19 protein-coding genes are annotated in these 17,008 nt (G+C 60.6%); 7 read left to right on the top strand and 12 right to left on the bottom strand.

What is annotated here, in order from left to right:
* Positions 1-58: 58 nt before the first annotated feature.
* From JKA62_RS00095 to soxR, 3 genes are all read right to left on the bottom strand, one after another.
* On the bottom strand, positions 59-934 hold the full coding sequence (locus tag JKA62_RS00095; protein WP_011335237.1) for an alpha/beta fold hydrolase: 876 nt from the start codon (positions 932-934) through the stop codon (positions 59-61).
* A 141-nt stretch (positions 935-1,075) separates the two neighbouring features.
* Complete coding sequence (locus JKA62_RS00090) at positions 1,076-1,534, bottom strand: VOC family protein (RefSeq protein WP_201815681.1); 459 nt, start codon at positions 1,532-1,534, stop codon at positions 1,076-1,078.
* Between the two features lie 153 nt (positions 1,535-1,687).
* Entirely contained in the window at positions 1,688-2,146 is a 459-nt protein-coding gene (soxR, locus tag JKA62_RS00085) for a redox-sensitive transcriptional activator SoxR (protein WP_064378554.1), read from the bottom strand.
* Positions 2,147-2,236: 90 nt separating this feature from the next.
* Here soxR and JKA62_RS00080 point away from each other — a divergent pair, with 90 nt between their 5' ends.
* Positions 2,237-2,602, top strand: coding sequence for an antibiotic biosynthesis monooxygenase (locus JKA62_RS00080; protein ID WP_011335234.1), 366 nt, complete (start codon positions 2,237-2,239; stop codon positions 2,600-2,602).
* Here JKA62_RS00080 and JKA62_RS00075 read toward each other — a convergent pair.
* The 4 genes from JKA62_RS00075 to msuE are packed head-to-tail and all read right to left on the bottom strand — an operon-like array spanning position 2,599 to position 6,644.
* The gene (locus tag JKA62_RS00075) at positions 2,599-3,702 is read right to left on the bottom strand and encodes a sigma-54 interaction domain-containing protein (protein ID WP_201815679.1); all 1,104 of its coding nucleotides are present in this window, start codon (positions 3,700-3,702) and stop codon (positions 2,599-2,601) included. The two genes, JKA62_RS00080 and JKA62_RS00075, sit on opposite strands and share 4 nt — an antisense overlap.
* Positions 3,703-3,726: 24 nt before the next feature.
* The gene (locus tag JKA62_RS00070) at positions 3,727-4,914 is read right to left on the bottom strand and encodes an acyl-CoA dehydrogenase family protein (protein ID WP_201815677.1); all 1,188 of its coding nucleotides are present in this window, start codon (positions 4,912-4,914) and stop codon (positions 3,727-3,729) included.
* Positions 4,915-4,924: 10 nt separating this feature from the next.
* A complete protein-coding gene (ssuD, locus tag JKA62_RS00065) occupies positions 4,925-6,070 on the bottom strand; it encodes an FMNH2-dependent alkanesulfonate monooxygenase (protein ID WP_108562874.1) in 1,146 nt (381 codons plus the stop codon).
* A 10-nt stretch (positions 6,071-6,080) separates the two neighbouring features.
* Positions 6,081-6,644 (bottom strand): FMN reductase, encoded by a 564-nt coding sequence (gene msuE / locus JKA62_RS00060; protein WP_197869054.1) that lies wholly within the window; start codon positions 6,642-6,644, stop codon positions 6,081-6,083.
* Between the two features lie 388 nt (positions 6,645-7,032).
* Here msuE and JKA62_RS00055 point away from each other — a divergent pair, with 388 nt between their 5' ends.
* The 4 genes from JKA62_RS00055 (at position 7,033) to JKA62_RS00040 (ending at position 11,257) form a co-directional block, all read left to right on the top strand.
* Entirely contained in the window at positions 7,033-7,302 is a 270-nt protein-coding gene (locus JKA62_RS00055; protein WP_011335229.1) for a hypothetical protein, read from the top strand.
* 101 nt (positions 7,303-7,403) lie between these two features.
* Positions 7,404-8,018 (top strand): LysE family translocator, encoded by a 615-nt coding sequence (locus tag JKA62_RS00050; RefSeq protein WP_201815675.1) that lies wholly within the window; start codon positions 7,404-7,406, stop codon positions 8,016-8,018.
* 206 nt (positions 8,019-8,224) lie between these two features.
* Positions 8,225-9,391, top strand: a complete 1,167-nt coding sequence (locus JKA62_RS00045; RefSeq protein ID WP_201815674.1) for an aminotransferase class V-fold PLP-dependent enzyme — start codon at positions 8,225-8,227, stop codon at positions 9,389-9,391.
* A gap of 57 nt (positions 9,392-9,448) precedes the next feature.
* The gene (locus JKA62_RS00040) at positions 9,449-11,257 is read left to right on the top strand and encodes an aminopeptidase P family protein (protein ID WP_201815673.1); all 1,809 of its coding nucleotides are present in this window, start codon (positions 9,449-9,451) and stop codon (positions 11,255-11,257) included.
* Here JKA62_RS00040 and JKA62_RS00035 read toward each other — a convergent pair.
* On the bottom strand, positions 11,250-12,158 hold the full coding sequence (locus JKA62_RS00035) for a LysR family transcriptional regulator (RefSeq protein WP_011335225.1): 909 nt from the start codon (positions 12,156-12,158) through the stop codon (positions 11,250-11,252). The genes JKA62_RS00040 and JKA62_RS00035 overlap by 8 nt on opposite strands.
* 112 nt (positions 12,159-12,270) lie before the next feature.
* Between JKA62_RS00035 and JKA62_RS00030 the strand changes: the two genes are divergently transcribed.
* Entirely contained in the window at positions 12,271-13,269 is a 999-nt protein-coding gene (locus JKA62_RS00030) for a zinc-dependent alcohol dehydrogenase family protein (protein ID WP_201815672.1), read from the top strand.
* Here JKA62_RS00030 and JKA62_RS00025 read toward each other — a convergent pair.
* A complete protein-coding gene (locus JKA62_RS00025; protein ID WP_011335223.1) occupies positions 13,266-13,856 on the bottom strand; it encodes a 2-hydroxychromene-2-carboxylate isomerase in 591 nt (196 codons plus the stop codon). The genes JKA62_RS00030 and JKA62_RS00025 overlap by 4 nt on opposite strands.
* A gap of 33 nt (positions 13,857-13,889) precedes the next feature.
* Positions 13,890-14,618 carry an SDR family oxidoreductase gene (locus JKA62_RS00020; protein ID WP_201815671.1) on the bottom strand — a complete coding sequence of 243 codons (729 nt, stop codon included), beginning with the start codon at positions 14,616-14,618 and terminating at the stop codon, positions 13,890-13,892.
* A gap of 92 nt (positions 14,619-14,710) precedes the next feature.
* Here JKA62_RS00020 and JKA62_RS00015 point away from each other — a divergent pair, with 92 nt between their 5' ends.
* Positions 14,711-15,280, top strand: coding sequence for a TetR/AcrR family transcriptional regulator (locus JKA62_RS00015; protein ID WP_201815670.1), 570 nt, complete (start codon positions 14,711-14,713; stop codon positions 15,278-15,280).
* Between the two features lie 10 nt (positions 15,281-15,290).
* Here the strand turns inward: JKA62_RS00015 and JKA62_RS00010 are convergent, their stop codons facing one another.
* The gene (locus JKA62_RS00010) at positions 15,291-15,572 is read right to left on the bottom strand and encodes a hypothetical protein (protein ID WP_011335220.1); all 282 of its coding nucleotides are present in this window, start codon (positions 15,570-15,572) and stop codon (positions 15,291-15,293) included.
* Between the two features lie 168 nt (positions 15,573-15,740).
* The gene (gene rhtA, locus JKA62_RS00005; RefSeq protein WP_011335219.1) at positions 15,741-16,628 is read right to left on the bottom strand and encodes a threonine/homoserine exporter RhtA; all 888 of its coding nucleotides are present in this window, start codon (positions 16,626-16,628) and stop codon (positions 15,741-15,743) included.
* Positions 16,629-17,008: the final 380 nt, after the last annotated feature.

The raw sequence follows: 17,008 nt of genomic DNA, 5'->3' as shown, positions 1-17,008 counted from the left end.
TTTCTGCGGGGGAGGCGAAGCAGTCCGACGGCGCATGCCGCCGGATTGAAGGAGGGAGTCAGCGGAGAAAATCGAGCGCTTCGGCGAGCAACAGTTCAGGGACTTCTTCGGCGAGGTAATGCCCGGCAGGCAGGGCCTTGCCCCGTACGTCGGTGGCAACCTGTTGCCATTCCCCGAGCGGATCGAAGCACCGACCGACAATGCCCTCGGCGCCCCACAGCACCAGTAACGGCAGGTCCAGGTGACGACCGGCCGTGATGTCGATGCGGTCATGTTCCAGGTCGATGCCGGCGCTGGCGCGGTAATCCTCACAAATCCCCCGAGCACTGCCGGGACGTTCAAGACAACGCCGGTATTCGCTGAACGCCTCGTCGGTGAAGGGCGCGAGCCCGGCGCTGCGACTGCCCATGACGCTGCGCAGATAGCCTTCAGGGTCGGCTTCGATCAGGGTTTCCGGCAGCGGTGCCGGACGAATCAGGAAAAACCAGTGCCAATAGGCCCGTGCAAAAGCTTCGTTGGTCTGGCTGTACATCGCCAACGTCGGCGCGATGTCGAGCAGGACCATGCGCCGCACGACGGCGGGATGATCGAGCGCCAGACGATGGGCGACTCGCGCGCCACGGTCGTGGGCAAGGATCGAGAACTGCTCGAAGCCCAACGCGTTCATCAATTCCACGCCGTCACGGGCCATCTCGCGCTTGGAATAGTTGAGGTGAGCTTCATCCGCCGGCGGACGACTGCTGTCGCCGTAACCACGCAGGTCGGCAGCGACCACAGTGAAGTGTTCGGCCAGTTGCCCGGCGATCTTGTGCCAGATGACGTGGGTCTGCGGGTGCCCATGCAGGAGCAGCAGGCCCGGGCCGCTGCCTTTGATGCGGTAGGTGATGTCCACACCGTTGACGTGGCGCTGGTCTTTGACGAATCCGGCAAACATCGGGTGATCCTTTATTCAGGCGCGTGGCCTGCATCCTGAAATCGCCGGGCGTTCATGACAAGACGTGAAGCGTGGTTCGACGGTTCATGAATCGTGTTCGCCCATCCCCGCGCGTTGCGCGGGAATGGATATTCGGCGTGGCTAACCTTGCTGAAACATCTCTTTTGCCCGTTGCTCGATCTGCTCTTGGGTCAGGTCCTCCTTGCGCGTGGCGAGGAACCACAGATGCCCGTACGGATCTTTCAACGTCCCACTGCGGTCGCCGTAGAACTGATCCTTGACCTCGGACACCGAGGTCGCGCCGGCCTCCAGCGCACGCTGAAAGGATTTGTCGACATCGGTCACGTACAGATGCAAACCGACCGACACCGCTGTGTCCGGATTGCTCAAAGGCCCTTGATCGCATGGCGAGCCGAGCATGATCGCACTGTCGCCGATGCGCAGTTCGGCGTGGCCGATGCCGCCGTCGGGCATGCTCAGGCGCATGACTTCGGTGGCACCGAACGCCTTTTTATAGAAGTCGATGGCTTCGGCAGCTTTGTGAATGCCGAGGTACGGGGTAATGCTGTGATACCCCTCGGGAATGGGTTTGACGCTCATGGCGGTACTCCCTGTTATTTGTTGCCTGGTTTTTATTAGCGGTTGAAGGTGTGCCTTCGCCGGGGTTGCCGGTCGCTCAACTATAGATCTGTGCCGCCGCCATGACCTAGCAGCCGACGAGCAGCCCTCGCGATGCCGGAGCGGAGCGAGTCCTCAGTCGGGAACGTCGAGAAAGTGCGCTCCCGGCCCTCGCTCGCCCAGCACATCGCCCTGATTGCGCAGCGGGCAGGCCTCCATCGACAGGCATCCGCAACCGATGCAACCGGTCAGCCGGTCCCGCAGCAGCATCAACTGATTGATCCGCTCGTCCAGCTCCCGCCGCCACTGCTCCGACAACACTTTCCAGTCCGCCGCGGTGGGGGCGCGGTTGTCCGGTAGCTGTTTCAACGCCTCTCCGATTTCCGCCAGTGGAATCCCCAGACGTTGCGCCACCTTGATCAACGCCACCCGCCGCAGCACTTCCCGTGGATAGCGCCGCTGGTTGCCGGCATTGCGCTGGCTCTTGATCAACCCCTTGGATTCATAAAAGTGCAGGGCGGTGACTGCCACGCCGCTGCGGGCCGCGACTTCGCCGACGGTCAGTTGCTTGTGCACATTTTGCGCAGTGATCATTTGAAAAATGTCCCTTGACCTCTAGTTAACTCGAGGTTTTACCCTGCTGGCCTTCGAATCGCAAGATTCGCCTGACCGAGTGGGGATCTCATGCAAGCACCAGCGAAAAACCGCAGCTTTACCCAATTGATCGAATTTGAAATCGAACCCGGCCAGCAACCAGCGCTGGTGTCGGCGCTGGCGCTGCAGACCGAACGTCTGGCACAGCGTTACTCAGGCTTCGTCAGCGCGAGCGTCCAGGCCAGCGACGATGGCCGGCGAGTGTTGAGCTTTCTGCAATGGCAGTCCCGCGAGGCGGGGGAGGCGGCGTTCCAGAGTTTCGAAACCGGCGAGCAGGACTTCTGGCAACTGATCCGCACTCATCAGGCGCGCACCGTGACCTTCGGTTCATTCCAGGTGCTGAGCAGCATCGCCCGCAGTCATGACGACGGCTTGCACTGCCAACTGGTGGGTTAGATCGACAGCTGGATCAAGCGCTCGCCTTGCAGGTTTTCCGTGGGCCGCCGCTTGTTCACTGCCAGTTCGCCGATCTTGATCAGGCGCGTGCGGGTGACGTTGCGACTCAGGCCGAGCAGGGACGCGGTGTGCACCTGGTTGTAATGGCAGAAGCGATAGGCCGCACGCAGCAACGCGTCTTCGACTTTTTCATGCAGGGCGCCGGCCTGTTGCTCGAAGAGTTTCTGGAAGGCGCGTTCCAGCAGCGCTTCCGGTGAGTCGTCGGCGGTCGCGTGCTGATCGTCGGGCCGGTCGATGCGCAGGTTCGACAGGCGCAGATCGTCGCGTTCGATCACGCCGTTACGGCAGATCAGCAGCGTGTGATGGATGACGTTTTCCAGTTCGCGGATATTGCCCGGCCAACTGTAGCCGCGCAGCTTGTGTTCGGCGCCGGGACTGATGGTGACGCGTCCGTAACCCAGGCGCTGACTGTAGGCCTCGATGAAATGCCGGGTCAGCGGCAGGATGTCGCCGGGGCGGTCGCGCAACGGGCTCAGCTCCAGATTCACTACGTTCAGCCGGTAATACAGATCCTCGCGGAAATGCCCGGCGTTGATGGCTTTCTCCAGTTGCACGTTGGTTGCCGCCAGCACCCGCACATCGATGGGAATGCTCTTGCGCGATCCGAGGCGCACCACTTCGCGTTCCTGCAACACCCGCAGCAATTTGACCTGAATGGCCATCGGCAGATCGCCGATCTCATCGAGGAACAAAGTGCCGCCATCCGCCTCTTCGAACCATCCGGCCTTGGCGCTGAGGGCGCCGGTGAAGGCGCCTTTTTCGTGGCCGAACAGTTCGGCTTCCACCAGCGATTCGGAAAACGCCCCGCAGTTGACCGCGATGAACGGCCGGTTACGCCGGTTGCTCAGGTTATGGATATGCCGCGCCACCAACTCCTTGCCGGTGCCGGTTTCGCCGATGATCAGCACGCTGGCCTCGCTCGGGGCGACCTGTTGCAAATGCGTGAGCAGGGCCTGGGATTTCGGGTCTTCGAAGACCTGAGCGGTGGCGCGGATTGAGGTGGCCAGGGCGGGTGAAGGCGGCAGGGTCAGCAGTTGCATGGGGTCTCGCTCCACGAAAGAAAATCAGGAATAGAACGTCGGCACCGGCAGGGACTGGTTCAGCGCCCAGTCGCCCAGCTCGTGGAGTTTGTAATCCAGCGGGTCGTGCAGGGTTTGCGTACGCAGGTTGCGCCAGTGTCGGTCCAGACGCAGCGACGCGTGGGTCGAACGGGCGCCGGTGACTTCAAACAATCGGCTGCAAATCTCCAGGCCCTGGCGACTGGCGGCGACCTTGGCCGTGGCAATTGCCGTGGCCAGATGGCCGCGTTCTTCGGCGCTCAGGTTCGGGCCCTTGGCCCAGGCCTCGTCGAGCAACGCGGCAGCGCGTTCCACCAGCAGACGGATGCCTTCAAGCGCAACCCAGAATTCGCCGTAATGGGCGAGCACATAAGGATCTTCGCGCACCTCGCGCACCGAGGATTTGTGCCAGACACGGGTTTCGCTGAGGGTGTATTGCCGCGCTTCTTCAAAGGCCCCTTCGGCGATGCCGAGATACATGTGGGTGAACGTCAGTTGCGCGATCAACGGGCGCAAGCAGGCGAACGCTGTGCTCAGCGGCCCCGGATCCAGCAGCAGCTCCGATTCTTCGACCCGCACCCGTTCGAACGTGGCGCTGCCGCTGTCGGTCTGGCGCTGGCCGATGTTGTTCCAGTCGTTGTGCAGGGTGATGCCGCTGCGCCCGCTGGGGATCGCCGCGATCAGCAGTTTGCCGCCGTTGCTTTCGTCCACCGCCGAGGCGATCAGCATCTGTGAATCGCTGGCGCCGGAGCAGAAACTCTTCTTGCCGGAAAACTCGCGCCAGCCGCCGAGGTCCTTGACCACGGTGCGGGTGTCCAGCGGATTGAGCGCGTTGCCCCAGAACCAGTTCTGCCGCGCGGTCTGTTCGAACCACGGCTGCCATTGTTCCGGGCGAGAAAACAGCCGCACGGTGGCGAGCATCAAATGATGAAAACCGAAGACATGGGCGATCGAGCTGTCGACCTTGGCGAACTCGCGCACGACTTGCAGGGTTTCGCTCCAGCGCGCGCCGAGGCCGCCGTAACGGGTGGGAATGCTCAGGGCCAGCAGACCACTGTCGCGCAGGGCGTCGCGTTCGGCTTTCGGCGTGCCGCCACGCTCGTCGCGCTCGACGGCGGTCAGGGCAAATTCAGCGGCCAGTTGGCGGGCGGTCTGCAACGGGGAAAGCAGGGTGCTTTGCGGTTTGGCAGTCACTCGGTCTTCCTCAGGCGTTGGCTTTGGCGGGCAGAACATCATTGGCGATCATTTCGCCGAACGGCCCGGTGAGGTTGGTGACACCGCGTCCAGCCAGGCTCGCGTACGGCTCGGGCAACAGCGGGAAGACCAGTTCGGCAAAGCGGTAGGCTTCTTCGAGATGCGGATAACCGGAGAAGATGAAGCTCTCGATGCCCAGATCCGCGTATTCCTTGATTCGCGCCGCCACTTGCTGCGGATCGCCCACCAGCGCAGTACCGGCGCCACCGCGCACCAGACCTACGCCGGCCCACAGGTTGGGGGCGATTTCCAGGTTGTCGCGGCGCCCGTCATGCAGGGCGGCCATGCGCCGCTGGCCTTCGGAGTCGAAACGGGAAAAGGATTTCTGTGCAGCCTCGATGGTTTCGTCGCTGATGTGCTCGATCAGTTTGTCGGCGGCTTTCCAGGCTTCTTCGGCGGTCTCGCGCACGATCACGTGCAGGCGGATGCCGAACTTCACTTTGCGCCCGTGACGGGCGGCGCGTTCGCGCACGTCGGCGAGTTTCTCGGCGACGGCGGCCGGTGGTTCGCCCCACGTCAGGTACACGTCGACCTGCTCGGCGGCCAGATCGTGAGCCGCGTCGGAGGAACCGCCGAAATACAGTGGCGGGTAGGGTTTCTGCACCGGCGGATACAGGGCTTTGGCGTTTTGTACCTTCAGGTGTTTGCCTTCGAAATCCACCGCCTCGCCTTGCAACACGCGGCGCCAGATCTTGAGGAATTCGTCGGTGACTTCGTAGCGTTCGCTGTGGCTGAGGAAACTGCCGTCGCCACGGTTTTCGTCCGGATCGCCACCGGTCACAACGTTGATCAGCAAGCGGCCGTTGGACAGTCGATCCAGGGTCGCGGCCATGCGCGCCGAGACGGTCGGCGAGATGATCCCCGGACGGATCGCCACCAGATAACGCAGGCGTTCGGTCAGCGGCACCAGCGCCGATGCGATCACCCACGAATCCTCGCAGGAACGCCCGGTGGGAATCAGCACGCCGTGGTAGCCGAGGCTGTCGGCGGCTTGCGCCACTTGTTTCAGGTAATTGAGGGTAACCGGGCGCGCGCCTTGGGTGGTGCCCAGAAAGTGACCGTCGCCGTGGGTCGGCAGGAACCAGAAAACATCCATGAACTGCTCCTTAAGCGATCTTCAGCAACGGTTTGAGGTGAGCACCGAACAGCGGCGCGGCGCGTTCGGCGGCCAGACGGATGCGCGCTTTTAGCGGTTCGCTGGTGATCTGGTAGTCGGCGAAGTCAGCTTCGGTGGCGTACACGCCGATCGGCAGGGTCACGGCCTGGAAGAAGCTGAACAGCGGGCGCAACTGGTGATCGAGGACCAACGCGTGCCGTTCGCTGCCACCGGTGGCGGCGAGCAGCACAGGCGTGTCGATCAGCGCATTCAGGTCGATCAGGTCGAACAAATGCTTGAGCAGGCCCGGATAGGAACCGCGATAGACCGGCGCGGCGACGATCAGCAAATCAGCCTGTTCGATGGCTTGCAGTTCGGCTTCGATCTCGGCCGGCAGCTCCTGACGGGACAGTGCGGCGCCCAGCGGGCGGGCGATGTCACCGAGTTCGATCAGATGGCTCTCGACCGGCAGGTGCCCGGACAATTCGGCCAACAGGGCCTGGGTCAGCACCAGGGTGCGGGACGGACGCCAGGTTCCGCCGGACAGGGCGACGACTTTCAATGGACGCGACATGGTCAGTTCCTTTTTCAACAGTTGCTCGACGAGCAGTGAGTAGTCACCGGAGCAGAGCAAGCGCTGTACCAATTCCTGTAAGGCCCGTATTCCGGGGCTTTGAGCGTAGTCGGCGGCTGTACTCGTGTGACTTTCAGGCCGGTTTGTTGAACCGCTGTTGCCTGGGAAACAGTTGCTGGAGCAACAGTGCCGAACGCGATGAAGGATTTATAAAGGCTGACTGTTATTCCGCAAAAGACTGTTAATTGATATTGATAGGTCTTTTGAGAATATGAGGGCGAATCCTGCCCGAATTCTGATAGCCACTATTGAGAGCGTTGATTTCTGCCAAAGCGTGCCCGGGCGTAGCCTTTCTCCATCGACCCACACTGCTCGCCAGGACGCTCCCATGAATCGTTTACTGACTGTTTCGCTGATGCTCGCTGTCTCCGTTCTCGCTGGTTGCGCGAGTCATGTTTCCCCGGAACTGCGCCCTTACACGGCGGAGGAAACCCGCGAACTGGCGCTTGAATCGCTGAACCGTCGCGGTCTGTCCTTCGAGGAATACCACGCGAAAAAAGCCGAATTGCTCGGCCAGCCACAGAAGACATTCGGTTTCGATACCAAGGGTGAAATGAGCGCCGAACGGGCCGTACAGCTGCACGGTCGTCCGAGCTGATCGCGAACTGTACCGCTCGAAGTTTTTCCCAACTGTCCGTGGGTTTGCGCGGCGCCGTGGGATAGGGTCAACACCTGAATGACCCTGACGGACTGCCTGCCATGACCCTCTCGCTCGACCTGCTGCTGGGCTTCGCCCTGTTTGCCCTTGTCACCTCGATCACACCGGGGCCGAACAACACCATGTTGCTGGCATCGGGCGTGAATTTCGGCTTTAACCGCACCATCCCTCATATGCTCGGCATTACTTGCGGCTTCTTCGTGCTGGTGGTGGCGGTGGGTTTTGGCCTGGGCGCGGTATTCCAGACTTATCCGCTGCTTTATGCGGTCCTGCGTTATGTGGGGGCGGCGTACTTGCTGTACCTGGCTTGGAAAATCGCTCACTCCGGCCCGGTCGGCGACAGCGGGCAGGGCGAAGCGAAGCCGATCAGCTATCTCGGCGCGGCCGCTTTTCAGTGGGTCAATCCCAAGGCGTGGATCATGGCCATCGGCGCCATCAGCACCTACACGCCGATGCAGGGTTACTTCACCAATGTAGTCGTGATTGCGGCGGTGTTCGCCATCATCAATCTGCCGAGCGTCGGTGTCTGGGCGGCGTGCGGGACTCTGTTGCGCAACGTACTGAAGGATCGCCGCTGGTTGCGGCTGTTCAACTGGGGCATGGCGGCGCTGCTGGTGATTTCGCTGTATCCGTTACTCCTTGAAAGCTTTGGCTGACGCAGTGCTACAACCGCCGGCCCGATGCCTGTTAAAGTCGTGTTCAGGAGCGTTCCTACGCACTTTTAAATGAAGTTGTTCTTCTTTAACGGCATCCGATCAGGTATTGATGACGCTCTCGAACCCGGACGCAGCTCACAAGGCTGCGTCGTGCCGTTTGTAGACACGAGCTTCCTGATCCCGGAACACGCTCTGCGAGTCTTTTTATGAACACACGTCCGCTGTATTTCGATTACGCCGCCACCACCCCGGTGGACGAGCGGGTCATCCAGGTGATGATCGAGTGTCTGGGTTTCAACGGTAACTTCGGCAACCCGGCCTCCAGTTCCCACGCTTTCGGCCAGCAGGCCCGGCAAACGGTCGAGAACGCTCGCCGGCAAGTCGCCGAACTGGTCGGCGCCCAGGTGCAGCAGATCGTCTGGACCTCCGGCGCCACCGAATCCAACAACCTCGCCCTCAAAGGCGTGGCCCAGGCCCGTGGAGTTCCCGGCGGGCACATCATCACCAGTCAGATTGAACATAAAGCCATCCTCGACACCGCCCGGCAATTGCAGGACGCCGGTGTCGCCGTGACCTATCTGGTGCCGGACGCCGAAGGCCTGATCACCCCGCAAGCGGTCAGCGAAGCGATGCGCGATGACACCTTTCTGGTGTCGCTGATGCTGGTCAACAACGAACTCGGTACCGTCAACGACATCCCGGCCATCGGCGAAGTAGTGCGTGGGCGCGGGGCGTTGTTCCATGTCGATGCGGCGCAAGGCGCCGGCAAGGTCGCGATCGATCTGGCGCAATGGCCGGTGGATCTCATGTCGTTTTCGGCACACAAGCTCTACGGCCCCAAAGGCATCGGCGCGCTGTATGTCGGACCCCGTGCGCAACAGCGCTTGCAGGCGCAGATTCACGGTGGTGGTCACGAGGGTGGGTTGCGTTCCGGTACGCTGGCCACTCACCAGATCGCCGCCATGGGCTCGGCCTTTGCCTTGGCCGCCGAGGCCTTTGATGACGAGAAGAAAACCATCGTCGCGTTGCGCGAGCGACTGCTCGAACAGCTCTTGAGCCTGCCCGGCGTACGCCTCAACGGCAGCAGCACCCAACGTATTCCGCACACCTTGAGCCTGACCTTCAGCGAAGGTGAGTTCAACCCGGCGGCGCTGAGCCATTCGATCGCGTTTTCCGCGACCTCGGCCTGCAATTCCGCCAGCAATACACCGTCCCACGTGCTGCTGGCATTGGGGCACGACGCGCACCTGGCCGGCCGCACCATTCGCCTGAGCCTCGGCCGTTTCACCACCGCCGAAGACATCGACAAGGCTGTAGAACTGATCAAGACCGCCTGCGCCAGTGCTCCGGCATTCTGGGCGACAGGGCTTTAACGAGCCGAATTCGAACGGCACCAAACAATAACGATGAAGTGATTCGCAGGAGACATGATGAGTACCCAGACCTTTACCGAAGGAACGGTTCCCCAGCGCCTCGCGCACACCCGTGAACTGATGCGTCGCGAAGGTATCCACGCGTTGCTGGTGCCGTCCGCCGACCCGCACCTGTCGGAATACCTGCCGGGTTACTGGCAGGGTCGGCAATGGCTGTCGGGTTTCCATGGCTCGGTCGGTACGTTGATTGTCACCACAGACTTCGCCGGGGTCTGGGCCGACAGCCGTTACTGGGAACAGGCGACCAAGGAACTCAAGGGCAGCGGCATCGAGCTGGTGAAACTGCAACCGGGTCAGCCGAGCCCGCTGGACTGGCTGGCCGATCAGACGCCGGAAGGTGGCGTGGTTGCGGTTGACGGTGCGGTGATGGCCGTTGCGTCGGCGCGCACGCTGGGCAGCAAGCTCGAAGCCCGGGGTGCCAGCCTGCGGACCGACATCGACTTGTTGAAAGAAGTCTGGAGCGACCGTCCGGCGTTGCCGAACGCGCCGATCTACCAGCACCTGCCGCCGCAGGCGACTGTCAGCCGTGGCGAAAAACTCGCCAAACTGCGCGAAACCCTGCAGGAACGCGGTGCCGACTGGCACTTCATCGCCACCCTTGACGACATCGCTTGGCTGTTCAACCTGCGCGGTGGCGATGTGTCGTTCAACCCGGTGTTCGTTTCCTTCGCGCTGATCAGCCAGCAACAAGCCGCACTGTTTGTGGCCTTGAGCAAGGTCGATGCTGAGCTGCGTGCCGTGCTGGAAAAAGACGGCGTAACCCTGCGCGACTACAGCGAAGTCGCTGATGCCTTGCGTGCGATTCCGAACGGCGCGAGCCTGCTGGTGGATCCGGCGCGGGTTACCAGCGGTCTGTTGGATAACCTCGACACTGGCGTGAAACTGGTCGAAGGCCTGAACCCGACCACACTGGCCAAGTCGCAGAAGAGTCTTGCAGACGCCGGCCACATCCGTCAGGCGATGGAGCAGGATGGCGCGGCGCTTTGCGAGTTTTTCACCTGGCTGGAATCGGCCTGGGGGCGCGAGCGCATCACCGAACTGACCATCGACGAAAAGCTCACGGCGGCCCGTGAGCGTCGTCCGGATTATGTGTCGCTGAGTTTCAACACCATCGCTGCGTTCAACGCCAACGGCGCGATGCCGCATTACCACGCCACCCCGGAAGAACACGCGGTGATCGAGGGTGATGGCCTGCTGCTGATCGATTCGGGCGGCCAATACTTGGGCGGCACCACTGACATCACGCGCATGGTGGCAGTTGGTACGCCAACGGATGAGCAGAAGCGCGATTGCACTCGTGTGTTGAAAGGCGTTATTGCTTTGTCCCGCGCGCATTTCCCGAAAGGCATTCTGTCGCCGCTGCTGGACGCCATCGCTCGTGCGCCGATCTGGGCTGAGAACGTGGATTACGGCCATGGCACCGGACACGGCGTGGGTTACTTCCTCAATGTTCACGAAGGTCCGCAGGTGATCGCTTATCAGGCAGCGCCGGCGCCACAAACCGCCATGCAACCGGGAATGATCACCTCCATCGAACCGGGCACTTATCGTCCGGGCCGCTGGGGTGTGCGGATCGAGAACCTGGCGATGAACGTATTGGCTGGAAGCAGCGAATTCGGCGAGTTCCTCAAGTTCGAAACCCTGACCCTGTGCCCGATCGACACCCGTTGCCTGGAACCGTCGTTGCTGACGCAGGAAGAGAAACAATGGTTCAACGCCTATCACGCCGAAGTGCGCGAGCGCCTGAGTCCGCTGCTCGATGGCGCGGCACTGGAATGGCTGAACACGCGTACTGCCGCTATCTGATCGGTTGAAGCTCGGGCGCTGCAGCCAGCGCCTGGGTCATGAAGTCGACAAACGCGTTGACCCTGGCGGACTGGCGACGGTTCGCCGGGGACACGGCGTGAATCGGCAATGATCGGGTCTGGTAGTCCTGCAACAGGGCGATCACTCGACCCGCCTTCAAATCTTCGCTGAACAGCCAGACCGGTGACAGCGAAACCCCCAGTCCTCCCAAGACCATTTCGCGGATCGCTTCGGAGTTGTTGCTCTGGGCGTTGCCCTGGATGCGTACGTCGTGGTGTTGGCCATCCTTCTCGTAAGTCCACAGGTTCTGAGTGCTGAGCAGGTTGAATTGCAGGCAGTTGTGCTGCGCAAGATCCTGAGGTGATTGTGGGTGGCCGTGGCGTCGCAGGTAATCGGGCGTCGCCACCGTGAGCCGGTGGGTGGTGCCGATGCGTCGGGCGATCATGCCGCTGTCGTTCAGCTCGCCGATGCGCAGGCTGACGTCCAGGCCTTCGCTGACCAGATCCAGATTCTGATCGCTCAGTTGCAGGTCGACCTGCACCTGCGGAAAGCGCTGCAGAAACTCCGCCAGCCGCGAAGCGATATGCAAGCGGCCGAAACTGACGGAGGAGCCGATCCGCAAAGGTCCGGCGACGGTTTCCCTGCCGGACTGGAAACTGTGCTCGGCAGCGTCCACGGCGGCGAGGATATTTCGACATTCGTTGTAGTACCGCTGACCTTCATCGGTCAGTGACAGCTTGCGTGTACTGCGGGCAATCAGCTTGCCGCCCAATTCATTCTCAAGGGCGCGCAGCACTTTGCTGATGGTCGGCTGGGTGGTGTGCAGTTCCCGGGCAACGGCGGAGAAACTGCCGCGTTCGACCACCCGGACGAAGATGGCCATTGCGTTGAGCTTGTCCATGAAGCGCCTCATTCATGCCGATTTGGCATGCTTACTATAGTCATTTGACGTCTTATCGGCATGGAGCTGCTGCGGGAACATGGCTTCACTTTCTCCCATAGGAATGACCGAAATGACTGACTCACTGCACATGAAAGCCCTGATAGTGGACACCGCTAACGGGCCGTTACGCTTGGTTTCCCTTGAGCGCCCAGTGGCTGGGGCTGGACAGGTACTGGTGCGGATCAAGGCCAGTGGTGTTAATCCGCTGGATCTGAAAATCCGTGCAGGGCAGGCCGCCCATGCCCGGCAACCGTTGCCAGCGGTGTTGGGGCTTGATCTGGCGGGTGTGATCGAAGCGGTGGGTGAGGGCGTGCAGGATTGGGTGCCGGGCGATGAGGTGTATGCGTTGGCCACGGGCATTGGTGGCGCGCAAGGTTCGTTGGCCGAGTTTGCAGTGGTGGACGCACGACTGCTGGCGCGTAAGCCTTTGAACCTGAACCAGCGTGAGGCTGCGAGCCTGCCATTGATATTGATCACGGCGTGGGAAGGCCTGGTGGATCGGGCTCGGGTGAGTGCGGGGCAGAAGGTGTTGATTCACGGTGGTGCGGGTGGTGTCGGGCATGTGGCCGTTCAACTGGCCCGAGCATTCGGTGCAGATGTTTATGCAACAGGTTCTGTGAGGCAGCGCTCGATCATCGAGGGTTACGGTGCGACGTTCATCGATTATCTAGAGAGCTCGGTGGAGGAGTATGTCGCCGAGTTCACGGCGGGGGAGGGGTTCGACATTGTCTATGATACGGTCGGCGGCGAGACGCTGGACGTTTCCTTCAAAGCTGCACGGATCTACAGCGGACATGTACTGAGTTGTCTGGGCTGGGGGCAGCACAGTCTTGCGCCGTTGTCGTTTCGTGGGGCGACGTATTCGGGCGTGTTCACCTTGCTGCCGTTACTGACCGGCAGTGGGTGTGAGCATCATGGCGAGATTTTGCGCCAGGCTGCCGCGTTGATTGAGTCCGGGCAGCTGCGACCGCTGCTCGATCCGCATCGGTTCATGCTGGAAACCGCAGCAAAAGCCCATGAGCTGCTTGCAACGAAAGCAGCTCAGGGGCGTTTGGTTGTGGAGATTTAGCGAAGGGCTTCCAGCACGAAGTCGAGCCGGTCCTGACCGAAGAACAACTGGTTGTCGATGAACATGCTCGGCGCGCCGAAGACGCCGCGCTTCACTGCGGTCTCGGTGTTGTCCTTGAGCATGGCCTTGACTGCGTCATCGTTGGTCAATGCCAGTACCTCTTCAGGATTGAAGCCATGTTCGGTCAGCACGGCGGCAACCGCTGCCGGCTCATCGAGGGGGCTCCCTTCAACCCACAGCGCTTTGAACAGGCAATCGATGAACGGCTGAAAGCGATCGGGATGTCGCAGCTGAATGCCGGTGACCGCGCGCATCAACATCAGGGTATTGATCGGAAAATGCGGGTTGAATTTCAAGGGTACACCGTAGCGTTTGGCGTAGCGGTCCAGGTCCTGAAACATGTAACGACCCTTGGCCGGGATCATTGCCGGCGACGCGTTGCCGGTGGCTTTGAAGACGCCGCCCAGCAACATCGGAATGTAGATCAACTGGCTGCCGGTCTCGGCGCAGATTTTCGGCAGTTGGGTGTACGCCAGGTAAGTGGCGGGGCTGCCGAGATCGAAATAGAACTCCACGCTTTTGCTCATGTTCGCTGCACTCTGTTTTTGTTATTGGGGGAATTACCAGCGTTCGTTCCACGGACGCAGATCCAGCTCGAACGTCCAGGCGTCCCGTGGCTGGCTATGCAGATACCAGTAGTTCTCGGCGATATGCTCTGGATTGAGAATGCCGTCCTGGTCCTTGGTGGCATATTTGTCAGGGAAATTGTCGCGGATGAAATCGGTATCGATGGCGCCGTCGACCACGACGTGGGCGACGTGAATGTTCATCGGGCCAAGCTCTCTGGCCATGCTCTGTGCCAGAGCCCGGATACCGTGCTTGGCTCCGGCAAACGCGGCGAAGCCGGAGGCACCGCGCAATCCGGCAGTCGCGCCGGTGAACAGGATCGTGCCGCGGCTACGGGTCACCATCCGTTTGGCGACTTCCCGGGCATTGAGAAACCCGGAGAAGCAGGCCATTTCCCAGATCTTGAAATACTTGCGGGCGGTTTCTTCGAGGATGCTGCAGGGCACGTTGGCGCCGATGTTGAAAACGAATGCTTCAATTGGTCCGAGACGCGTCTCGATATCCTCAATCAGTGCAATGACGTCTTCTTCCTTGCGCGCATCGCAGGCAAAGCCGTGTGCTTCGCCGCCGGCCGCCTGAATGGCTTCCACCAACGGCTGCAATTTGTCGGCGCTGCGCCGCGTTACGCAAGCGATGAATCCTTCCCTGGCGAACCGTTTGGCGATGGCACCGCCCGTGGCATCACCTGCACCGACGACCAATACGACCTTCTTGTTATTCATGGGTGGATCCCTTTAGTAAACGATCGTTAAGTGAACGAACGTTATGCTAGGATTTGCTCAGCGTCAAGGCACTCAATTGTGAGGACAAATACATGCGGTACTCCGCCGGTCACAAGCTGGAAACCAAAGAAAAGCTCCTGCAAAGCAGTTCGCTTTCTGCGAAAAGAAGCGGGTTCTCATCAATGGGTGTCGATGGCCTGATGAAGGCGATCGGTCTGAGTGGGGCGGCGTTCTACAGTCACTTCTCGTCCAAGGACGCGTTGTTTGCGGCGATCGTCGAGCGGGAGTTGTGCCAGAGTCTGGAACGCTTGGGCGGGCAGGGTACACAGGATCACGAACGGCTGGAGCGGTGCCTGAAACTGTATTTGAACATGGCCCATGTCGAGCAGCCTGAACTGGGCTGCGCATTGCCTGCGCTGGGCGCCGAGATAGCGAGGTCGGATATTGTTGTGCGGGAGCAGGCCGAGCTGTGGATTTGTAAGCTTCAGGAAAGTTGGGCGCAGATTCTGGAAAGCGACAGCCTGGCTTGGGCCATTCTGTCGCAATGTGTCGGGGCACTGGTGGTGGCGCGTATGTTGGCGTCGCCCAAGATTCAGCAGCGTGTGCTGAAGTCCTGTCATGAAGAGATCGGGAACCAGCTCGCCGCTTCGCGAGTGCAGTAGCGGCGATGGTTTATTTGCAGATGACGATCATGCTGCGGCTGGTGTAACCGGCGGGGTTGAGACCGAAGGGGTAATCACCCGGTTCTTCCACGGCATCACCTGATTTTGCGATGACCTTGTAGCCCTTCGGCGCGCAAGAGTTCGCGGCGCTGGTGTAGCACTTGTCCCAAGAGGAGGACAACCCCGAACAGTTGATGTGCAGCCCTTTCTTGCCATGCTTGACCTGGGTCTTCGACGTCGCCGCGCAGCCTGCAACGGCCAGTATGGCGATCAGAATCAAAATTCGTTTCATTACCGTCCTTATGGCGGCCTCGAGTCTGGCGCTCGGGTCTGCCTGTATTCGCTCTCGCTTGAAGCGTTCCGATGTCCCTGTCCGAAAAAATCCATGTCTGGCATTGGGTTGCGAGGCTAAACATGGCCTAAATGAGCGCCAATTGCCAGACCTTCGTTCAATCCCTTTTCAATCCGCCGCGATGGCGGGTTTGGCAGTGTTGCCCATGGTCATGGTTGCACCGACGGAGGCCAGAATAATGCACAGGATCGCCATCCATTGTGACAGAGAGAGGTATTCCTGAAGGAATAGCAGGCCCGACAGCGCTCCAAAGGCCGGTTCAATACTCATCAGTGTGCCGAAGGTGCGGGCGGGCATGCGGGTGAGGGCGACCATTTCCAGAGTGTAAGGCAGGGCAGTGGACAGGATCGCCACGCCAATAGCGATCGGGATCAATGCGGGAGTCAGCAATGCGCTGCCAGCGTGGACGATACCGATGGGGGCGACGAACAGGGCTGCGATCATCACGCCAAGCGCCGCGGTGGTCACACCGTTATCTGCGCCGGCCTTCTGGCCAAACAGAATGTACAGCGCCCAGCAAAAGCCAGCTCCCAGCGCATAGCCTGCACCGACCAGATCGATACCTGATGTCGTAGCGCCTGTGGGTATAAGCAACAGCAACCCAATGGCTGCAAGGGCAATCCAGAGAAAGTCGATCGCGCGACGCGAGGCATAGATGGCGACCGCGAGAGGGCCGGTGAACTCCAGGGCAACTGCGATGCCGAGCGGAACAGTGCGTAACGACATATAGAAGAGGAAGTTCATGCCTCCTAGCGCCATTCCATAGACAATCACCGTGCGCAGTGACTTGGCCGTCAGCTTCGCTCTCCAGGGTTTGAGCAATACCAGCATGATCACGCTGGCGAAGATGAGGCGCAGTGTTGTAGTACCTTGAGCGCCAACGATGGGGAACATGCTTTTGGCCAGTGAGGCGCCGGACTGAATCGATGCCATGGCTATTAATAGAAGGCCAACCGGAAACAAGGTTGAGGCAAGGCTGCGAGGCTGGTCGTTCATTGCGTGGCATCATCCGGGGAGGGAACTGGGGTGTGTTGGGCAATATAGTGCGCACTCACTGCGTTCGCGTCTATATAGAAGCGGCCTTTTTCACTTTCTTGATAGAAAAAGCAAATTAAGGGTTGACGGCAGATTCTGAGTCTCTATAATTCGCCCCACTTCCGGCGCAGTCGAAACGGAAAACTCCTTAAGATTCAATGAGTTAAGTAGGTTTCGAGCGTGGGTCGCTTCAGTTCATCGAAGCCTGGAAGGAGTTGGAAATGCCGGTTTGTTGGGTGCTTTCAACGGTTCGATCTTCTCGGTCGAAAGCGGAGAAAAGAGGTGTTGACAGCAGCGTGTAACGCTGTAGAATTCGCCTCCCGCTAACGAGAGATCGGAAG

Source organism: Pseudomonas sp. B7 (assembly GCF_016735645.1).
In the GTDB taxonomy this organism is placed as follows: Bacteria; Pseudomonadota; Gammaproteobacteria; order Pseudomonadales; family Pseudomonadaceae; genus Aquipseudomonas; species Aquipseudomonas glycinae.
The sequence above is the reverse complement of the archived record's forward strand: the minus strand, read 5'-3'. Positions and strand labels throughout refer to the sequence as shown.

Excerpts from the sequence above, each read along its gene's own strand:
- JKA62_RS00015 (WP_201815670.1), top strand. The coding sequence starts at position 14,711 with ATGCGGTACTCCGCCGGTCACAAGCTGGAAACCAAAGAAAAGCTCCTG.
- rhtA (WP_011335219.1), bottom strand. The coding sequence starts at position 16,628 with ATGAACGACCAGCCTCGCAGCCTTGCCTCAACCTTGTTTCCGGTTGGC.
- soxR (WP_064378554.1), bottom strand. The coding sequence starts at position 2,146 with ATGATCACTGCGCAAAATGTGCACAAGCAACTGACCGTCGGCGAAGTC.
- JKA62_RS00020 (WP_201815671.1), bottom strand. The coding sequence starts at position 14,618 with ATGAATAACAAGAAGGTCGTATTGGTCGTCGGTGCAGGTGATGCCACG.
- JKA62_RS00010 (WP_011335220.1), bottom strand. The coding sequence starts at position 15,572 with ATGAAACGAATTTTGATTCTGATCGCCATACTGGCCGTTGCAGGCTGC.
- JKA62_RS00075 (WP_201815679.1), bottom strand. The coding sequence starts at position 3,702 with ATGCAACTGCTGACCCTGCCGCCTTCACCCGCCCTGGCCACCTCAATC.
- JKA62_RS00090 (WP_201815681.1), bottom strand. The coding sequence starts at position 1,534 with ATGAGCGTCAAACCCATTCCCGAGGGGTATCACAGCATTACCCCGTAC.
- JKA62_RS00035 (WP_011335225.1), bottom strand. The coding sequence starts at position 12,158 with ATGGACAAGCTCAACGCAATGGCCATCTTCGTCCGGGTGGTCGAACGC.
- ssuD (WP_108562874.1), bottom strand. The coding sequence starts at position 6,070 with ATGGATGTTTTCTGGTTCCTGCCGACCCACGGCGACGGTCACTTTCTG.
- JKA62_RS00080 (WP_011335234.1), top strand. The coding sequence starts at position 2,237 with ATGCAAGCACCAGCGAAAAACCGCAGCTTTACCCAATTGATCGAATTT.
- JKA62_RS00025 (WP_011335223.1), bottom strand. The coding sequence starts at position 13,856 with ATGAGCAAAAGCGTGGAGTTCTATTTCGATCTCGGCAGCCCCGCCACT.
- JKA62_RS00055 (WP_011335229.1), top strand. The coding sequence starts at position 7,033 with ATGAATCGTTTACTGACTGTTTCGCTGATGCTCGCTGTCTCCGTTCTC.
- JKA62_RS00030 (WP_201815672.1), top strand. The coding sequence starts at position 12,271 with ATGACTGACTCACTGCACATGAAAGCCCTGATAGTGGACACCGCTAAC.
- msuE (WP_197869054.1), bottom strand. The coding sequence starts at position 6,644 with ATGTCGCGTCCATTGAAAGTCGTCGCCCTGTCCGGCGGAACCTGGCGT.
- JKA62_RS00040 (WP_201815673.1), top strand. The coding sequence starts at position 9,449 with ATGAGTACCCAGACCTTTACCGAAGGAACGGTTCCCCAGCGCCTCGCG.
- JKA62_RS00045 (WP_201815674.1), top strand. The coding sequence starts at position 8,225 with ATGAACACACGTCCGCTGTATTTCGATTACGCCGCCACCACCCCGGTG.
- JKA62_RS00050 (WP_201815675.1), top strand. The coding sequence starts at position 7,404 with ATGACCCTCTCGCTCGACCTGCTGCTGGGCTTCGCCCTGTTTGCCCTT.
- JKA62_RS00095 (WP_011335237.1), bottom strand. The coding sequence starts at position 934 with ATGTTTGCCGGATTCGTCAAAGACCAGCGCCACGTCAACGGTGTGGAC.